At 61.4% G+C, this 17254-nt stretch carries 17 protein-coding genes; 2 read left to right on the top strand and 15 right to left on the bottom strand.

Annotated elements, in window-relative coordinates; all coding sequences use genetic code 11:
- Together ACZ881_RS10640 and pgl are read left to right on the top strand one after the other, a co-directional pair.
- A partial coding sequence (locus ACZ881_RS10640) for a glucose-6-phosphate dehydrogenase assembly protein OpcA (RefSeq protein ID WP_476115037.1) occupies positions 1-474 on the top strand: 474 nt, incomplete at its 5' end.
- Entirely contained in the window at positions 464-1282 is an 819-nt protein-coding gene (gene pgl, locus ACZ881_RS10645) for a 6-phosphogluconolactonase (RefSeq protein WP_091467354.1), read from the top strand. The genes ACZ881_RS10640 and pgl, both read left to right, overlap by 11 nt.
- On the opposite strand, the gene ACZ881_RS10650 is transcribed toward pgl, so the two are convergent.
- The 15 genes from ACZ881_RS10650 to ACZ881_RS10720 all read right to left on the bottom strand — a co-directional run bounded on the left by ACZ881_RS10650 (position 1235) and on the right by ACZ881_RS10720 (position 17254).
- On the bottom strand, positions 1235-1630 hold the full coding sequence (locus tag ACZ881_RS10650; RefSeq protein ID WP_476115039.1) for an RNA polymerase-binding protein RbpA: 396 nt from the start codon (positions 1628-1630) through the stop codon (positions 1235-1237). The two genes, pgl and ACZ881_RS10650, sit on opposite strands and share 48 nt — an antisense overlap.
- Before the next feature lie 163 nt (positions 1631-1793).
- The gene (gene secG / locus ACZ881_RS10655) at positions 1794-2051 is read right to left on the bottom strand and encodes a preprotein translocase subunit SecG (RefSeq protein ID WP_017198454.1); all 258 of its coding nucleotides are present in this window, start codon (positions 2049-2051) and stop codon (positions 1794-1796) included.
- A 36-nt stretch (positions 2052-2087) separates the two neighbouring features.
- The gene (gene tpiA / locus ACZ881_RS10660) at positions 2088-2903 is read right to left on the bottom strand and encodes a triose-phosphate isomerase (RefSeq protein WP_476115041.1); all 816 of its coding nucleotides are present in this window, start codon (positions 2901-2903) and stop codon (positions 2088-2090) included.
- 74 nt (positions 2904-2977) lie between these two features.
- Positions 2978-4204, bottom strand: a complete 1227-nt coding sequence (locus ACZ881_RS10665; RefSeq protein ID WP_091467348.1) for a phosphoglycerate kinase — start codon at positions 4202-4204, stop codon at positions 2978-2980.
- Positions 4205-4213: 9 nt separating this feature from the next.
- Positions 4214-5224, bottom strand: coding sequence for a type I glyceraldehyde-3-phosphate dehydrogenase (gene gap, locus ACZ881_RS10670; protein WP_091467346.1), 1011 nt, complete (start codon positions 5222-5224; stop codon positions 4214-4216).
- Between the two features lie 271 nt (positions 5225-5495).
- Entirely contained in the window at positions 5496-6119 is a 624-nt protein-coding gene (locus ACZ881_RS10675) for a superoxide dismutase (RefSeq protein WP_309074437.1), read from the bottom strand.
- A 175-nt stretch (positions 6120-6294) separates the two neighbouring features.
- Positions 6295-7275, bottom strand: coding sequence for a DNA-binding protein WhiA (gene whiA / locus ACZ881_RS10680; RefSeq protein WP_017198459.1), 981 nt, complete (start codon positions 7273-7275; stop codon positions 6295-6297).
- Between the two features lie 9 nt (positions 7276-7284).
- The gene (locus ACZ881_RS10685) at positions 7285-8301 is read right to left on the bottom strand and encodes a gluconeogenesis factor YvcK family protein (RefSeq protein ID WP_476115044.1); all 1017 of its coding nucleotides are present in this window, start codon (positions 8299-8301) and stop codon (positions 7285-7287) included.
- On the bottom strand, positions 8301-9224 hold the full coding sequence (gene rapZ, locus ACZ881_RS10690) for an RNase adapter RapZ (protein ID WP_091467342.1): 924 nt from the start codon (positions 9222-9224) through the stop codon (positions 8301-8303). Before rapZ ends, ACZ881_RS10685 begins: the two co-directional genes overlap by 1 nt.
- 132 nt (positions 9225-9356) lie before the next feature.
- The gene (gene uvrC, locus ACZ881_RS10695; RefSeq protein WP_476115047.1) at positions 9357-11387 is read right to left on the bottom strand and encodes an excinuclease ABC subunit UvrC; all 2031 of its coding nucleotides are present in this window, start codon (positions 11385-11387) and stop codon (positions 9357-9359) included.
- 60 nt (positions 11388-11447) lie between these two features.
- Positions 11448-12116, bottom strand: coding sequence for a lysophospholipid acyltransferase family protein (locus ACZ881_RS10700; RefSeq protein ID WP_091467339.1), 669 nt, complete (start codon positions 12114-12116; stop codon positions 11448-11450).
- A complete protein-coding gene (locus ACZ881_RS10705; RefSeq protein WP_091467337.1) occupies positions 12103-12819 on the bottom strand; it encodes an HAD hydrolase-like protein in 717 nt (238 codons plus the stop codon). Before ACZ881_RS10705 ends, ACZ881_RS10700 begins: the two co-directional genes overlap by 14 nt.
- A gap of 112 nt (positions 12820-12931) precedes the next feature.
- Positions 12932-15859 carry an excinuclease ABC subunit UvrA gene (gene uvrA, locus ACZ881_RS10710; RefSeq protein WP_476115050.1) on the bottom strand — a complete coding sequence of 976 codons (2928 nt, stop codon included), beginning with the start codon at positions 15857-15859 and terminating at the stop codon, positions 12932-12934.
- 65 nt (positions 15860-15924) lie between these two features.
- Entirely contained in the window at positions 15925-16305 is a 381-nt protein-coding gene (locus ACZ881_RS10715) for a GntR family transcriptional regulator (protein WP_091467334.1), read from the bottom strand.
- A 154-nt stretch (positions 16306-16459) separates the two neighbouring features.
- Positions 16460-17254 carry a trans-aconitate 2-methyltransferase gene (locus ACZ881_RS10720; RefSeq protein ID WP_476115053.1) on the bottom strand — a complete coding sequence of 265 codons (795 nt, stop codon included), beginning with the start codon at positions 17252-17254 and terminating at the stop codon, positions 16460-16462.

Below are 17254 nucleotides of genomic sequence, written 5' to 3' on the forward strand. Positions count from 1 at the left end.
GAGAACATCCGGGCCACCTACAAAGCCGGCGACACCGACCTCGCCTGGACCCGCCTGACCAACTGGCGCATGCAACTCGCCGCCGTCTTCGACCAAGTGGATGGCGACCCCGTCTCCGCAGTGGCCGTCGAGGGCGCATCGGACTCCCCGAGTACGCTCCTGCTGGCCGCCTGGCTCAGCCTCGCGCTGCAGGCCCCTGTCACGATCGTTGCCGATCCGGCAGGGACCGGAATCCGCCGCGTGCGCCTCACGCGCGCCAGTGGCGACGTTCAGCTCTTCCGTCCCGGCTTGTCCGTGGCCGAGTTGACCCAACCGGGACAGCCGGCGCAGCGTATCACTCTCCCCCGCAGAAGCCTCAAAGACTGCCTTGCTGAGGAACTCCGACGGCTGGATCCGGACGAAGTATTCGGAGAAGTGATTACGATGGGACTTCCACTTACCAGCCAGAGGAGAGTCCAGACCAGTGCACGCTGATCCAAGAGTAAGCATCCACCCCGACTCCAAGGTTTTGATGGCCGCGATAGCGGCGCGCCTCATCACCAAGCTTGTGGATGTCCAGGACAAGCACGGCGAGGCCACGGTGGTCCTCACCGGCGGAACCGTTGGCATTGGGACCCTGAGGGCTGTGGCTGACTCCGCGGCAGCACCTGCCGTCGATTGGTCAAGGGTTAACTTCTGGTGGGGTGACGAGCGATTCGTCGGCGCCGACAGCGATGACAGGAACACGCGCCAAGCACACCAGGCTTTGCTTGCGCACTTGGCCGTCGACCCCGCACGGGTTCACGAACCCGGCTCCGCCGATCAGTACGCCACCGCGGACGAAGCCGCGGCAGCCTACGCGGAAGAGCTCAAGGCCGCCGCCGAGGCCGAGCATACAGCGGACACATCGGACAACAGGCCCGAAAAGCCCGGCATCCTGCCGCGCTTTGACATCCTGCTCCTGGGTGTCGGACCCGATGCGCACGTTGCCTCGCTTTTTCCCGAGCAGGCCGGCATTCGCGAGAAGTCACGAACCGTAGTGGGCGTCGAGAACTCACCCAAGCCACCATCGGCGCGCATTTCATTGACACTTCCGGCCATCAACACTGCGCAGGAAATCTGGATGGTTGTTGCCGGCGAGGATAAGGCCGGCGCCGTGGGTCTGGCCCTGGCAGGCGCCAACCCTGTGCAGGTCCCTGCAGCAGGCCCTGCGGGGCGTGCCAGGACACTGTGGCTTATCGACGAGAACGCAGCGTCACGAGTCCCCCAGCAGCTGGTCCGGAAGGACCCCGCGGGCGCGTAGGCGCTCCAGCGCTCCGGCCAGGACCACTTCGGCGTCTTGGCTGGAGCGTCTTTCTTTAACGTAATCCAGGTGCGATTTGAAGATTTCATCATCAGGTCTTGTTGGGGCCGCATGCCCGGGATCCCGGGTGGCGGGCGAACCACATTTGGGACAGTCCCACATTCTGGGAATCTGTTCGTCCGGCAGCTTAAGAAAAACAAGCCGCGTTTCGTGTCCCTTGGCGCACCAATAGGGGACACGAATACGCGGCAGTTGTTCTCCTGCTCCGTGGTCGCTTTGATGTCGAGGAGCTGAACCTTGAGTCACACCGACGCGGGTGCCCCGATAACCAGACGTGCCATGAACCATTTTCGAACCCCTAGCGACTCGGTGGTCGGCCGTCACGGCCTGTGGGCCTTACGGCCAACAGGGCCAGTCTAGTGCGAGGTGCTCGACGGCGGCACTACCGGTGGGTGTCACAGCCAAAGAAAAAGGGAGGCTCCTCTGAAGGAGCCTCCCTTTTTGGGAAGAACTAGGAGTCGCCACCCGAGGTAAAGCGCATAATCAGGCCCAGGCCAATGATCACAACGCCCCATGTGATGCCAAGAATGATGGTGAAGCGGTTCAGGTTACGCTCGGCTACGCCGGACGAACTCAATCCGGAGCTCATTCCGCCACCGAACATGTCGGACAAACCGCCGCCACGTCCCTTGTGCAAGAGGATGAGCAGCGTCAGCAGAAGGCTGGTGATACCCAGCAGGATCTGCAGAATGACTTGAAGAACGTCCACGACGGCCTTTCGAAGAAGCGGAAAACGGGAGCCGGACTAGTCCGTGACGAGGTGGCTCTCGAACCTGACAATGTTAGCAAACTCAGCGGGGTCCAAGCTGGCGCCACCCACAAGCAATCCGTCAACGTCGCTTTCGGCCATGATGGCGGCAGCATTGTTGGCCTTGACGGAGCCCCCATAAAGAAGGCGCGTCTTGGCTGCGACGGCCTCGTCGAAGAGACTGGCAAGCTCGGTACGAATTGCTGCACACATTTCCTGTGCATCTTCCGGGCCGGCTACTTCGCCGGTGCCGATGGCCCAGACGGGCTCATATGCCACAACGAGTCCAGCTGCCTGCTCGGCTGTGAGGCCTTCGACGCCGGCGCGCAGTTGGGCCAGGGTGTGCTCCACGTGTGTGCCGGACTGACGGACTTCGAGGCCCTCGCCGACGCACAGAACGGGCGTGACTCCGTGACGGAAGCCGGCCTTGACCTTCGCGTTCAAGACTTCGTCGGACTCGTTGTGGATGGTGCGGCGCTCACTGTGGCCCACCAGGACGTAGGCACATCCCAGCTTGCTGAGGAACTGACCTGAGATGTCGCCGGTGTAGGCGCCGGAGTCGAACTGGGACAGGTCCTGGCCGCCGTAAACAACTTCCAGTTCGTCACCCTGAACCAGCGTCTGGACACCGCGGAGGTCGGTGAACGGAGGAAACACTGCGACCTCGGCGCGGCTGTAGTCATGCTTGGCATCGGACAGTGTCCAGGCGAGCTTCTGCAGCAAGGTGATGCCCTGGACGTGGTCCATGTTCATCTTCCAGTTGCCGGCGATGAAGGGCTTGCGGACGAAGTTGCCGTTGGCAGAGGTAGTCACATGAACTCCAAAGAATGCGTTGAGATATGGAACGACCGGCAGGACGCGGTAACGTCCTGCCGGTCGGTTGATGCTTAGCGGTCGAGGACGCTCAAACCAGGAAGTTCCTTACCTTCAAGGTATTCCAAGCTGGCGCCGCCGCCGGTGGAAATATGGCCGAACTGCGAGTCCTCGAAGCCGAGGGTGCGAACGGCTGCTGCCGAGTCGCCACCGCCGACAACGGTGAACGCAACCGTATCCGTCAGGGCCTGTGCAATGGCACGCGTGCCACTGGAGAAGGCTTCGAATTCGAAGACACCCATGGGGCCGTTCCAGAACACGGTCTTGGCCCCTTCGATCTGGGCCGCGAATGCCGATGCCGATTCCGGACCAATGTCCAGGCCAATGCCGGAAGCACCGAAAGTGCTGTCCTCAATGGCGTCTGCCTTTACGACCTCGTGCTCAGCATCCGCAGCGAAGCGGCTGGCGACTACGACGTCCGTGGGAATCACGAACGACGTTCCGGCATCGGAGGCCCGCTTGAGGTAGTCCTGGACTACCGGAATCTGGTCTTCCTCGAGGAGGCTGCCCGCAACCTTGTGCCCGGCTGCTGCCAGGAAGGTGAAGAGCATGCCGCCGCCAACAAGGATGGTGTCCGCTTTGCCAAGCAGGTTGTCAATGACCGCCAGCTTGTCTGAGACCTTGGAGCCGCCAAGAACCACGACGTATGGACGTTGTGTATCCGTGGTGAGCTTCCGAAGAACCTCTACTTCGGTGTGCACAAGATCGCCCAAGTAGGACGGCAACCGCGTGGCTACATCGAAGACACTCGCGTGCTTGCGGTGGACGGCACCAAAAGCGTCGTCCACGAACGCCCCGTTGCTTCCCGTAAGGGCAACCAACTCGTCAGCGAAGGCGCCGCGCTCGGCGTCGTCCTTGCTGGTTTCACGCGCGTCGAAGCGAACATTTTCCAAGATGAGAACTTCGCCATCCTGGAGTCCGGATGCGAGTTCCTTGGCGGAGTCCCCCACAGTATCGTTGGCCAACTGAACCTTGAAGTCTGCGAGCTCCGCGAGGCGGGTCGCAGCGGGCTTCAGTGAGTACTTATCCTCTGGAGCACCCTTGGGGCGTCCGAGGTGGGCGGTTACGAGCACACGGGCACCGGCGTCCGAGAGCTTCTTGAGGACCGGAAGGGAGGCCTTGATGCGGCCGTCGTCGGTCACTGCAGAGCCGTCGAGCGGCACATTGAGGTCACTTCTGACCAGAATGTACCGCCCGCGGACACCTTCAGCGATGAGTTCGTTGAGGGTGTGAGATGTCATGTGTCTACCCTAGCCCAGCTTGGATGCGACAAGCTCCGTGAGGTCTACGAGGCGGTTGGAGTAACCCCACTCGTTGTCATACCAGGAAACAACCTTGACCTGGTTGCCGATGACCTTGGTGAGGCCGGAATCGAAGATGGAGGACGCAGGGTCTCCGACGATGTCCGAGGAGACGATGGGGGCATCCGTGTAGCTGAGGATTCCGGCGAACTGCTCGGACTCAGCCGCGGCCTTGACGGCAGCGTTGACTTCCTCCACAGTGACTTCGCGGGAAACAGTGACCGTGAGGTCAGTAGCGGAACCCGTGGGGACGGGAACGCGGATGGCGTAACCATCCAGCTTGCCCTTGAGCTCCGGCAGGACCAAGCCGATTGCCTTGGCAGCACCAGTAGACGTGGGGACCATGTTGATGGCAGCAGCACGGGCACGGCGGAGATCGCCGTGCGGGCCGTCCTGCAGGTTCTGGTCGGCCGTGTAGGCGTGGACCGTGGTCATCAGGCCACGCTCGATGCCGAAGGCGTCATTGACAACCTTGGCCAGCGGGCCGAGGCAGTTGGTAGTGCAGGACGCGTTGGAGATGATGTGGTGCGCTGCGGGGTCGTAGAGGTCCTGGTTGACGCCCATGACGATGGTGATGTCTTCGTCGCTGGCAGGTGCCGAAATGAGGACCTTCTTGGCACCGGCGTCAATGTGCTTCTGCGCCGCTGCTGCCTTGGTGAAGAAACCTGTGGACTCGATAACGATGTCCACGCCCAGCTCGCCCCAGGGGAGGTTGGCGGGATCGCGCTCGGCCAGCACGGTGATGGACTTGCCATCGACTACCAGGTTGCCATCAACAACCTCCACGGACTGCGTGAGGCGGCCACCAACGGAATCGTACTTCAGGAGGTGGGCGAGGGTCTCGGGGCTGGTGAGGTCGTTGACTGCCACGATCTCAAGGTCTGCGCCCTGGGCCAGTGCTGCGCGGAAGTAGTTACGGCCGATGCGGCCGAAGCCGTTGATACCAATACGGGTGGTCACTATGTGTCAATCTCCTTGGTGCTCTTGCAAGCACGCCTAGTGAGTCGGATCAAATATTTCCAACTAACAGACCCCGCACGTCTTTGGGCAGAGGTGATTATCAGATCGGAGGGCGACCAGCCACGTTGCTGAAGGCTAACCGCCTTCCGTGATCCATCTTACGTTTAACTAAGCCTGCCCCCGCAACTGCGGAGGCAGGCTTTCCAGCATTTGGCCCCAATTCACGCCAAAAGTGACTTTTGTTACATCGGCGTGAACCGGGACTCACCAACTAGAGGACGATGAGGCCCGTGGCGTTGGCGCGGGCAGCTTCGAAGCGCTTGGCAACGTCTGCCCAGTTGACGATGTTCCAGAACGCCTTGACGTAGTCAGCCTTGACGTTGACGTAGTCCAGGTAGAAAGCGTGCTCCCACATGTCCAGCATCAGCAGTGGGGTTGTTCCTACTGCAACGTTGCCCTGCTGATCGTAGAGCTGCTCGATGAGCAGGTTCCCGCCGATGGGCTCGTACGCGAGGAAAGCCCAGCCGGAACCCTGAAGGCCCAGCGCGGCAGCGCTGAACTGGGCACGGAATGCATCGAAGGAACCGAAGGCGTCATCGATGGCAGCAGCCAGTTCGCCTTCGGGCTTGTCGCCGCCGTCCGGGGAGATGTTGTTCCAGAACACGGAGTGGTTGATGTGTCCGCCGGTGTGGAACGCGAGGTCCTTGGAGAGGCGGTTGATGTTGGCGAAATCATTCTTCTCGCGCGCTTCGGCCAGCTGGGAGAGGGCGTTGTTGGCGCCTGCAACGTATGCCGCATGGTGCTTGCTGTGGTGCAGCTCCATGATTTTTGCCGAAATGTGCGGCTCGAGTGCTGCGTAGTCGTAGCCGAGCTCGGGCAGAACGTACTCTGTCACGAAATCCTCCAATGTAATGGACTCACGTCCGGGTTGGTAACTCTCGTTATTTCATCCGGCCAGCGGACCGGCCGGAAATCCTTGGCGAAGAAAGCCTGCTCTTGCCTCCACCGGGAACAACCCGCGGTGCCCTCGCAGTATTTCCTCCGCACTTTGTCGATTCTATGGGTGCGGCCTACTCGTCCATCATTTCCGGAGTCACATTTGCCTCAGTGCCCGGGATGCCCAAATCCAAGGCACGCTTATCTGCCATGGCCAGAAGTCGGCGGATACGGCCCGCTATGGCGTCTTTGGTCATGGGCGGATCAGCCAGGCGGCCGAGTTCATCCAGGCTTGCCTGCTTGTGCGCCACCCGGAGCTCTCCTGCGTACTTGAGGTGGTCCGGAACGTCATCTCCCAGGATTTCCAATGCACGGTCCACCCTGGCGCCCGCAGCCACCGCGGCTTGGGCTGAGCGGCGCAGGTTGGCGTCGTCGAAGTTGGCGAGCCTGTTGGCGGTGGCACGGACTTCCTTTCGCATGCGCCGTTCTTCCCAAACCATCAGGGCGTCATGGGCGCCCATGCGGGTGAGGAGGGCAGCGATGGTGTCGCCGTCACGAATGACCACGCGGTCAACGCCGCGAACTTCGCGCGCCTTGGCCTGGATGCCGAGGCGGCGGGCTGCGCCGACCAATGCCAACGCGGACTCGGGGCCGGGGCACGTCACCTCAAGGGACGATGATCGCCCCGGTTCCGTGAGTGAACCATGGGCCAGGAAAGCGCCCCGCCACACTGCCTCGGCATCGGCCGCTGAACCGTTGACGACGGCGGAGGGGAGCCCCCGCACAGGTCGCCCCCGGCCATCCAACAAGCCCGTTTGGCGGGCAAGTGCTTCGCCGTCGCGCACAACGCGGACGACGTAACGGCTCCCCCGCCGCAGGCCTCCACCGGATACGACGATGATTTCGCTCTGATGTCCGTAGACTTCCGCGATCGCTGCCCGGAGACGGCGGGCGGTTGAAGCGAGATCGACTTCGGCCTCGATAACGATCCGCCCCGAAATAATGTGCAAGCCGCCTGCAAAACGCAGCATTGCCGAAACCTCCGCCTTGCGGACCGAAGATTTCTTGATGTCCAGCCGGGACAGTTCGTCCTTGACCGACGCAGTAAGTGCCATCGCGTGTTCCTAACTGTTCCCGAAAATATCGTGGTACGCCGCTGCCAACAGCAGTGGATCATGGACGGGGCGGCGCCTCGACGCCCCTACTCTACCCAACACCACTTCGGCGCCGATCATCGCTGCCGCCTTCTCGAAGGCCTTGCGATCCTGCACCGCTGCGGGATCCGCCAGGACGACGTCCACAGTGAACTCAGGTGCATAGCGGCGCAGGACATCCAAGTGGTCCGCTGCCGTCATGCCGGACGTTTCCTTGGTTTCCACATCCAGGTTCATGGTGAGGCAACGCTTGGCAGCCGTATCACCGAGGGCCCGCCGAAGCTCAGGCAGCAGCAAATGCGGCAGGACTGAGGTGTACCAGGAACCAGGGCCCAGAATGACCCAATCAGCCAGCTCAATCGCAGTGAGCGCCTCAGTGCAGGCAGGGGCGGCTTCGGGCAAGAGCCTGACTTCTTCCAGTTTCCCAGCCACAGCACACTTTGCCTGCCCCCGAACCGTCCGCAGTTCATGGCCGCCGCCCGGTAATTCCACCTGCGCCTTGCCCTCAATGGTAAGTGGGATGCTGGACATGGGCAGCACTTGTCCGCGGGCACCCAACAACGCTCCAGCCCACTTGAGGCCGGCAACGGTGTCGCCCAAAAGTTCCCACAGTGTGACGATCAGCAGGTTACCCATGGCGTGATTGTCCAGTGACCCCCCTTTGGCCGAACCGGCTTCAAAGCGGTGCTGCATGACATCGCGCCAGGTCCGGCCCCAATCCGTGTCGTCGCAAAGAGCGCTCAGGGCCATCCGCAGGTCTCCCGGGGGGAGGACGCCGTACTCGTCGCGGAGACGCCCGGAGCTGCCGCCGTCGTCCGCTACCGTGACGATTGCCGTCAGCTCGGACGTGAGCAAACGAAGGGCAGACAGCGAAGCTGCCAGTCCGTGACCGCCTCCCAAGGCGACAACGGAGGGGCTCTTCTTTTGCTGGCTACCGGGAACGCCCTTGGGCGGTATAAGTGGCAGCGGGCCCGTCAGGACCCCCACTACTCGCGTCCCAAGTCGCGGTGGGTGGTGGTCACGGTGACACGGGGGTACTGCGCAAGGCGCTTGGAAAGTTCCACCGTAACCGCCACCGAACGGTGCTTGCCGCCGGTGCAACCAACCGCCAGCGTGGCGTAGTGCTTGTTCTCCTGGCGGTAGCCGTCCAGGACAGGCTCCAACGCCCTAACGTAACGGTCCACGAACTCCTGAACACCCTCCGCGCCCAGGACGTAGTCGCTGACGTCCTCGTCCAAGCCGGTGTGGGGCCGAAGCTGGGGTACCCAGTGCGGGTTGGGGATAAAGCGGGCATCGGCCACGAAGTTGGCGTCCACGGGGAGCCCGTACTTGAAGCCAAAACTCATGACGTTCAGGCGTAGCGTCACAGGCCCGGTATCGCTGAACAGCTCCGTGATGGCTGTGGCCAAGCCATGGACGTTGAAGTCCGAGGTGTCCAGAACGACGTCGGCGTGCTCACGAAGTTCCCGGAGGACCTCACGCTCGATGCCGATGCCGTCGAGGATCCTTCCACCGCCCTGCAGCGGATGCGGGCGACGTCCCTGCTCGAAACGGCGGACCAGGACGTCGTCGTTGGCGTCCAGGAAGAGTACCCGGAAGGTGATGCCGCTGGCGCTCAAAGCTCCCAACGCAGTCTGAATATCGGTGAAGAGGTCCTTGCTCCGGACGTCCACAACTACGGCCAGCTTGGGTATCGACTTTGGCGCATGCGAGACGATTTCTGCCAGCGTGCCCAACATTTGCGGAGGAAGGTTGTCGACGACGTACCAGCCGTGATCCTCCAGAGCATCGGAGGCGGTGCTGCGTCCGGCACCCGACATGCCGGTTACCACCAGCAACTCCGCCTCAGGCGGCTTGACGGGCGTCAGGCCGTCCTGCTCCGTGCCGGACTCTGCCGTAGCCTCATCCATCTGTTGTCCCCGTTTCGTCGGAAGTGGTCATTCGAAAGCTTGTGGTAGCCGCCTGGGGCAGCATGGCCCACGTTGCCGCGTCTCAGGCGCCCGGCAGCACTCTTGCGCCGACCGGCCAAGTTCTTACCCTAGCTAAGATTCAAGGATTTCGCCGGTGGTCATGTTCACCGCAGGTGCCGTTTCACCGGTGTCCGCAGCAGAACCAAGGTGCTGGACCACTGCGGCAGCCAGAGCCGGCCCGATGCCCTTGGCAGAGGTGAGCTCCTCCACGGATGCGGCCTTGATCTTCTTGAGCGATCCGAAGTGTGCCACCAGGGCCTTCCGTTTCGCCTCCCCCAGGCCGGGCACGCCGTCCAGGACGGACACTGTCATGGCCTTGCCGCGCTTCTGGCGGTGGAAGGTGATAGCGAATCGGTGGGCTTCGTCACGGATCCGCTGCAGGAGGTACAACCCTTGCGACGTCCGGGGCAGGATCACGGGGAAGTCGCTATCAGGCAGCCAGACTTCCTCGAGCCGTTTGGCCAGACCCACCACGTAAACGTCATCAATGCCCAATTCCGCCAGGGCGCGGGCCGCCGCGTTGACCTGCGGCTGACCTCCATCCACCACCACCAGGTTGGGCGGGTAGGCGAACTTGGCCTTCGGGGCGGGCAAAGTAGGGTCCGACGGCGGCACGTCAGTGCTGCTCTTGTCCCTGTTAGTTTGTGCACTGCTACGTGTCGGGTTGATGATTTCGCCGGAAACGATCGGGACCTGGGCGGCCTTGTCCGTGAGATAGTGCCTGAAGCGACGGGTCAGGACGTCGTGCATGGCCGCAGTATCGTCGGCGGCTGCAGCGCCCGTAATGGAGAATTTCCGGTAGTCGGACTTCTTGGGCAGCCCATCTTCCACCACCACCATGGAAGCCACCACGTTTGTTCCTTGAACGTGGGAAATATCGAAGCACTCGATCCGCAGCAGGGGAACCGGAATCTCCAAGGCCTCCTGCAGTTCCTGGAGGGCAACGGAGCGGACAGTAATGTCTCCTGCACGGCGCGTCTTATGCAGTTTCAAGGCTTGCTCTGCATTCTCGCGCACGGTGGACATCAGGGCGGCCTTGTCACCGCGCTGTGGTACGCGGATGTCCACCTTGGCACCGCGCAAGCCTCCCAGCCATTCCGTGAGTTCAGCATGGTTACTGGGGTTCTCCGGAACCAGGACTTCGCGTGGAATTCGACCCTGTACTTCACTGTCCTCACCGTAGACCTGCTGCAGCAGGTGTTCGATGAGTTCCGGCGTCGTAGCATCCTCGACTTTTTCTACGACCCAACCGCGCTGCCCGCGGACACGTCCGCCGCGAACGTGGAACACCTGCACGGAAGCTTCGAGTTCGTCCTCGTGAAGCGCGAACACGTCCGCGTCGGTATCCTCCGCGAGGACCACCGCGTTGCGTTCAAAGACCTTGCGGAGAGCGATGATGTCGTCCCTGAGCCCGGCCGCGCGCTCGTAGTCCAATTCGGCTACGGCGGCTGACATGTCTTTCTCCAAGCGGCTGATGAAGCGCTTGGCTTCGCCGCCCATGAAGGAACAGAAGTCTTCTGCCAGGCCACGGTGTTCGTCGGGGGTGACCCGTCCGACACAGGGAGCGGAACACTTGTCGATATAACCCAGGAGGCAGGGTCGTCCGCTGGACTCAGCCCGTTTAAAGACGCCTGCGCTGCAGCTCCGCACAGGGAAGACCCGCAGGAGTGTGTCCATGGTTTCCCGGATGGCACCGGCTGTATAGGGACCGAAGTACCTGGTGCCCTTCCTTCTTTCACCGCGCATGACCTGCACCCTGGGGTACTTCTCCCCCATGGTGACGGCGAGGTAGGGATACGTCTTGTCATCCCGGAATACGACGTTGAACCGAGGCTTGAATTCCTTGATCCAGGTGTATTCCAATTGCAGCGATTCCAGCTCGCTCCCCACCACGGTCCATTCAACACTGCTGGCCGCGTGGACCATTGCATGGGTCTTCGGGAGGAGTCCTGCAGGATTCGCGAAGTACGAATTCAGCCGGGAACGGAGGTTTTTTGCCTTGCCCACATAGATGACCCGGCCATGGGGGTCACGGAAACGGTAGACGCCCGGAGTGGTGGGAATTTCACCTGTTTGGGGCCGGTAACTTGCTGGATCTGCCACGTTTCCAGTCTAGTGAACCGGAACGACACTCATTGCCACGGTGGCGCGGTCACCAAGGCGTCAGTCGACGGCTTTGCTTTGGTTGTAGCTGGTGGACCGCTCCTGGCCGCTAAGCAGTGCAATGGCATCCATGATCTTGTCAGTGACTTCGCGGCGGGCGGGAAGGGAGTGGTCCGGGCCTGTCTTGTCGAAGTAGAGGGGCTCGCCAACCTTCATGGTGAAGTGCTGCGGCCGAACGGCGTTCTTGTCCGCAGGCTGCAACTGCTCCGTGCCGATCAGCCCCACCGGTATCACCGGAGCGCCCGTGGTCAAGGCAAGCCACCCCACGCCCGTCCTGCCGCGGTAAAGAATACCGTCGCGGGATCGTGTGCCTTCCGGGTAGATGCCGATGCCCTTCCCGGATTCCAGGATGTCCAGCAGGGTCTTGAGCGCCTGGACACTGGCCGCTTGTTCACCGCGCTCGACGGGAATGGAACCTACTGCCTCGAAGAACGACTTCATCACGGCGCCTTTGACGCCCTTGGTGGTGAAGTATTCCGCTTTGGCAAAGAAGGCAACAGGGCGGGGCATCAGCGCCTGAACGATGACGCTGTCAAGGAAGGAGAGGTGGTTGGGGGCGACGATGAATGGCCCATCCTTGGGAACGTTCTCGAGCCCAATGACCGTTGGACGGCACGTGGAGGAAATCAGGCCTCGGGTTGTCCAGCGGATCGCATCAAAGACTGCCATCGTTTTGTACCTCGCTCAGGGCTGCCGCGCGGACAGCGTCAAGTTCTTCAATTTTGGTGCGCAGTTCGAGGGCAGTGTTTACCACCGCGACTGCTCCGGCTTGCTCAAGTTCACCATCCGGTGCAAATCCCCAACTGACTCCGATGCAGTCCAATCCATTGGCCAGAGCGCCTGCGACGTCTTGATGCCTGTCCCCCACCATGACGGCCGGCTGGGAGTGGAGATCATTTAACGCCGCGGCGACGATTTCCACCTTGCCGGACGCTGTATTGGCCTTCAGGGATTCGTCATCCGCAGCCCCGCGGATGGAAACGAAGAAGTCAGCAATTCCATGGTGCTCCAGCACGAGGCGCGCAATTGACTGCGGCTTCTGGGTGGCCACCGCGACGGGCCGGCCAGTCTCCGCGAAGAATTCGAGGAGGTCGAAGATTCCCGGGTACAACTTGCTTTGGCCAATGCCGGTTTCTTTGTAGTGGCCCCGGTATCGCTCAATGGTTTCATCCACCAATTCGCTGGGGACGTTCGCCAAATGGAGGAGGGAATCGCTGAGTTTGGGACCCACCATGGAATTCAGCACGGCTTGTTCGGGAACAGGGAGGTCCATTTCCCGGAGGGCAGCAGAAATGCCTCCCGTGATACCGCCGGCAGGATCGACAAGGGTGCCGTCCAGATCGAATATTACGGGCACCGTTGTTTGAGTCACCGGGTTAGTTTCTCACGAGTAGCGGCATGCCTGAAACTCGCATGCCGCTACCGGAATACTTCCGAGGTCCCGAAGATTTTCCTCTGGTGGCCTCACAGCCGTCCGTGAGTAACTAACCGAGAATCTCGGCCAGGAACGTCGCTGTGTGGCTATCCGTGGATTTTGCGACCTGCTCCGGCGTTCCTGTGGCGACGATCTTTCCTCCGCCCGAACCCCCGTTGGGGCCAAGATCCACAATCCAGTCCGCAGACTTGATCACGTCCAGGTTGTGCTCAATGGTGATCACGGTATTGCCTTTGTCCACCAAGCCCTGAAGAACCATGAGCAGCTTGCGGATGTCCTCAAAGTGCAAGCCAGTGGTGGGCTCATCGAGGACGTATATGCTGCGACCGTTGGAACGCTTCTGGAGCTCGGCAGCCAGCTTTACGCGCTGGGCCTCCCCGCCAGACAAGGTGGTTGCCGGCTGCCCAAGCCTGACGTAACCAAGGCCCACGTCCACCAAGGTGTTCAAATGCCGTGCGATCGGAGTGAAGGCAGCGAAAAATTCTGCACCTTCCTCTATTGGCATGTTGAGGACGTCGGCAATGGTCTTGCCCTTGTAGTGAACTTCAAGGGTTTCCCGGTTGTACCTGGCGCCGTGGCACACTTCGCAAGGGACGTAGACGTCCGGCAGGAAGTTCATCTCGATCTTCAACGTACCGTCGCCGGAACACGCCTCGCAGCGCCCACCCTTGACGTTGAACGAGAACCGTCCCGGCTGGTAACCACGTACCTTGGCTTCAGTGGTCTCAGCGAAGAGTTTCCGGATGTTGTCAAAGACACCGGTGTAGGTAGCCGGGTTGGACCGGGGTGTCCGGCCGATGGGGCTTTGATCGACGTGGACCACCTTGTCCAGATGCTCCAGCCCGGCAACCGTGCGGTGCCGTCCTGCAACCTGTTTTGCGCCGTTAAGCTTGTTGGCGAGGACCTTGTACAGGATCTCGTTCACCAACGTGGATTTGCCGGAACCACTGACACCCGTCACCGCGGTGAAAAGTCCCAAGGGGAACGTGGCGTCTACGTTGTTGAGATTGTTCTCCCTGGCGCCCACGACCTTGAGCTCACGCTTTTTGTCGTACTTTCGGCGTTTGGCGGGGATATCGATCTTGCGGCGTCCGGACAAGTAGGCGCCCGTCAGCGAGTCAGGGTTCTCCAGGAGTTCCTTGTAGGTTCCGGAGTGCACCACTTGGCCGCCGTGTTCACCGGCACCGGGTCCGATGTCAACAACCCAGTCTGCTTCGTGGATGGTGTCTTCGTCATGTTCCACCACGATCAGGGTGTTACCGAGATCCCGGAGTCGGGTGAGCGTCTCGATCAGTCGCCGGTTGTCACGCTGGTGCAACCCAATGGATGGTTCGTCCAAAACGTAGAGGACACCCACCAGGCCGGAGCCGATTTGGGTGGCCAGGCGGATCCGTTGGGCCTCGCCACCGGACAAGGTACCCGAGGGGCGCTCCAGGTTGAGGTATTCCAAGCCGACGTCAAGGAGGAAGGTCAGGCGGGCCTGGATTTCCTTCAGAACCTGGTTGGCGATCTGGGCTTCCCGGTTGGTCAGGGTAAGGCTTCCCAGGAACTCCGCGCACTCACGCATCGGCAAGGCAGCGACCTCGGCGATCGACTTCCCGTTGATGAGCACGGACAGCGACGCCGGGTTGAGGCGCGCACCGTTGCATTCAGGGCAGGGAATCTGCCGCATGTACTCTTCGTACCGGTCGCGTGCCCAGTCGGAATCCGTTTCTCCGTGCTTGCGGTGGACGTACTGGATGGCACCTTCAAACCCAGTGCTGTACTTGCGCTCACGACCAAAGCGGTTCTTGTACTGGACAACAACCTTGTGGTCCTTGCCGTGAAGGACGGTGTTGCGGACCTCCTTGGGCAGCTTCTCCCACGATGTCTTCATGGAGAAGCCCAGTTCATGTGCCAGGCCCTCGAGGAGCCGGTTCCAATACTCCGTTGTCGCTGTGCCCAGTGCCCAAGGAGCAATGGCGCCCTCACCCAGGGAGAGTTCCGGATTGGGAACTATGAGCTCTTCATCCACTTCCAGCCGCGTTCCGATGCCACTGCAGGCAGAGCAGGCACCGAAGGGGTTGTTGAAGGAGAATGAGCGCGGTTCAATTTCGTCAATGGCCAACGGGTGCTCGTTGGGACACGCCAGGTTCTCCGAGAAGGCGCGGATACGCTCGGGATCCTCGGCATCGAGGTCCACGAACTCCACCAGCACCCGGCCTTCTGCAAGGCCCAGGGCTGTCTCGACGGAGTCAGTAAGACGTTGGCTGATCTCTTCCTTGACCACCAGGCGATCCACCACAACCTCGATGGTGTGCTTGAACTGTTTGCCGAGCTTGGGAGGATCGCTCAGCTGGACAAGTTCGCCGTCCACACGGGCACGGGAATAGCCCTTTGCGGTCAGCTCCTTGAAGAGATCGACAAACTCACCCTTGCGGCCGCGTACAACCGGGGCAAGGACCTGGAACCGTGTGCCAGGATCCAGTTCCAGGAGCTGGTCTACGATCTGTTGCGGCGTCTGCCGGGCGATGGGCTCTCCACAAACAGGGCAGTGTGGCCGGCCTACGCGCGCCCAGAGCAACCGCATGTAGTCGTAGATCTCGGTGATGGTGCCCACCGTGGAACGCGGATTCTTGCTGGTGGACTTCTGGTCGATGGATACAGCAGGAGACAAACCCTCGATGAAATCGACATCAGGCTTATCCACCTGCCCAAGGAATTGACGCGCGTACGCGGACAACGACTCCACGTAGCGGCGCTGGCCCTCTGCGAAGATCGTGTCAAAAGCCAGGGACGACTTCCCGGAACCGGAGAGTCCCGTGAACACGATCATGGCGTCACGGGGGAGATCGAGGTCCACGTTTCGCAAATTGTGTTCCCGGGCACCCTTGACCACCAAACGGGAAAGATCCGGCTTGGCGGGTTTGGTATCGGGAAGGACGGAGACGCCGTTCACGGCATCCATGGCGGTATCTTCAGCTAAGGCTTTGGGCACCTACCAATGCTAATCGAAAACTTCTTCGAATTTCCATGTCGTGCCTCACATGCTACTGATCGGTATCAGTCGGCATCATAGGCAGCAGCAAGAAGCTGCACTGCCTCAGCGAACGAAGCTCCTTGGGCCTTGGCGGCGGCGGCATATTCTGCGGCAACACCGGCTAGTGCTCCCCAACGATCATCCCGCGGGCAGACCACAGTGCCATTGCGCCCACGTGTTGCCACTACCCCGGCTGCTTCCAGTTCCTTATATGCACGGGCCACGGTGTGCGGAGCGACATCCAGCACCCCGGCCAGATTGCGAACAGGAGGAAGCTTGGCGCCAACGGCAAGGATTCCGGCATCCACCAGTTCAATGATGCGCAGTCTCAATTGTTCAAAGAGCGCTACGGCGCTGCTGGTGTTGGGGCGCCAGCTTCCCGGAAAATCCCCGGTGGGAGTCACGAGGAGATCCGGCCTGGCGCCGGCTCCACGCGGGGCATCTCTTGTACGAAGCGTCCTTGGTCCATGCCGAGAATTAGACCAGCGACGCCGGTCAGTAACAAGCTGTCACGGCCGAGGAAACTGAATGCTACGTGCGTCGAAGCGTGCTGCAGGGTCATGCGGCCTTTTGGGCTACGGCGAAAACGCGACGGAAAGGGTAGAGCGTTCCGTGGATCGTCGAAGGGTAGGCCTCACGCAGCAGGGCCGAGTATTCCGCTTCGAATTCAGATGCCTCCACGGGGGTCAGGGCTGCCAATATTGGACGAAGTCCAGTGCCCCGGACCCACTCCAATACCGGGTCTTCACCTTGCAGAACCTGCTGGTAGGTGGTCTCCCAAGCGTCTGCTGCACATCCGGCGTCGAGCATGATGCCCAGGTAGTCCGCAGGACTGCCCACAGCGCCATCGTGTCGAAGCACGCCACCCAGCCGTGTAGACCACCTTGGCGATTCGGCCAGTTGCCGCATCAGGGTGTGGGACGGCGACGTGAAGTTTCCCGGTACCTGCATGGCAAACCATGCCCCCGGTTTGAGGACGCGAAGCCAACCGGCCAACATCTCCTGATGTCCGGGAATCCATTGGAGAACGGCATTCGTGACCACGACGTCAGTATCCGCATCGGGGACCCACTGCGTGATATCGCCCAGCTGGAAGGTCAGCCGGCCGGACTGCTCCTGGGGGGACTGCTCCCGGAGGGACTGTGCTTTGAGGAGCATTTCCTCCGAGGAGTCCAGACCCACAACGTGCGCGTCCGGCCAGCGATCTACCAGCGTAGCGGTCAGGTTCCCGGGACCGCAGCCGAGGTCAATGACTGTCCTTGGTTCGTCAGCCCGGACCCTCGCGACGAGGTCATGGAATGGCCGGTCGCGATGGTTGCCGAATTCCACATACTTGGATGGATCCCACTTCAC

The organism is Paenarthrobacter sp. TE3676 (assembly GCF_056279165.1).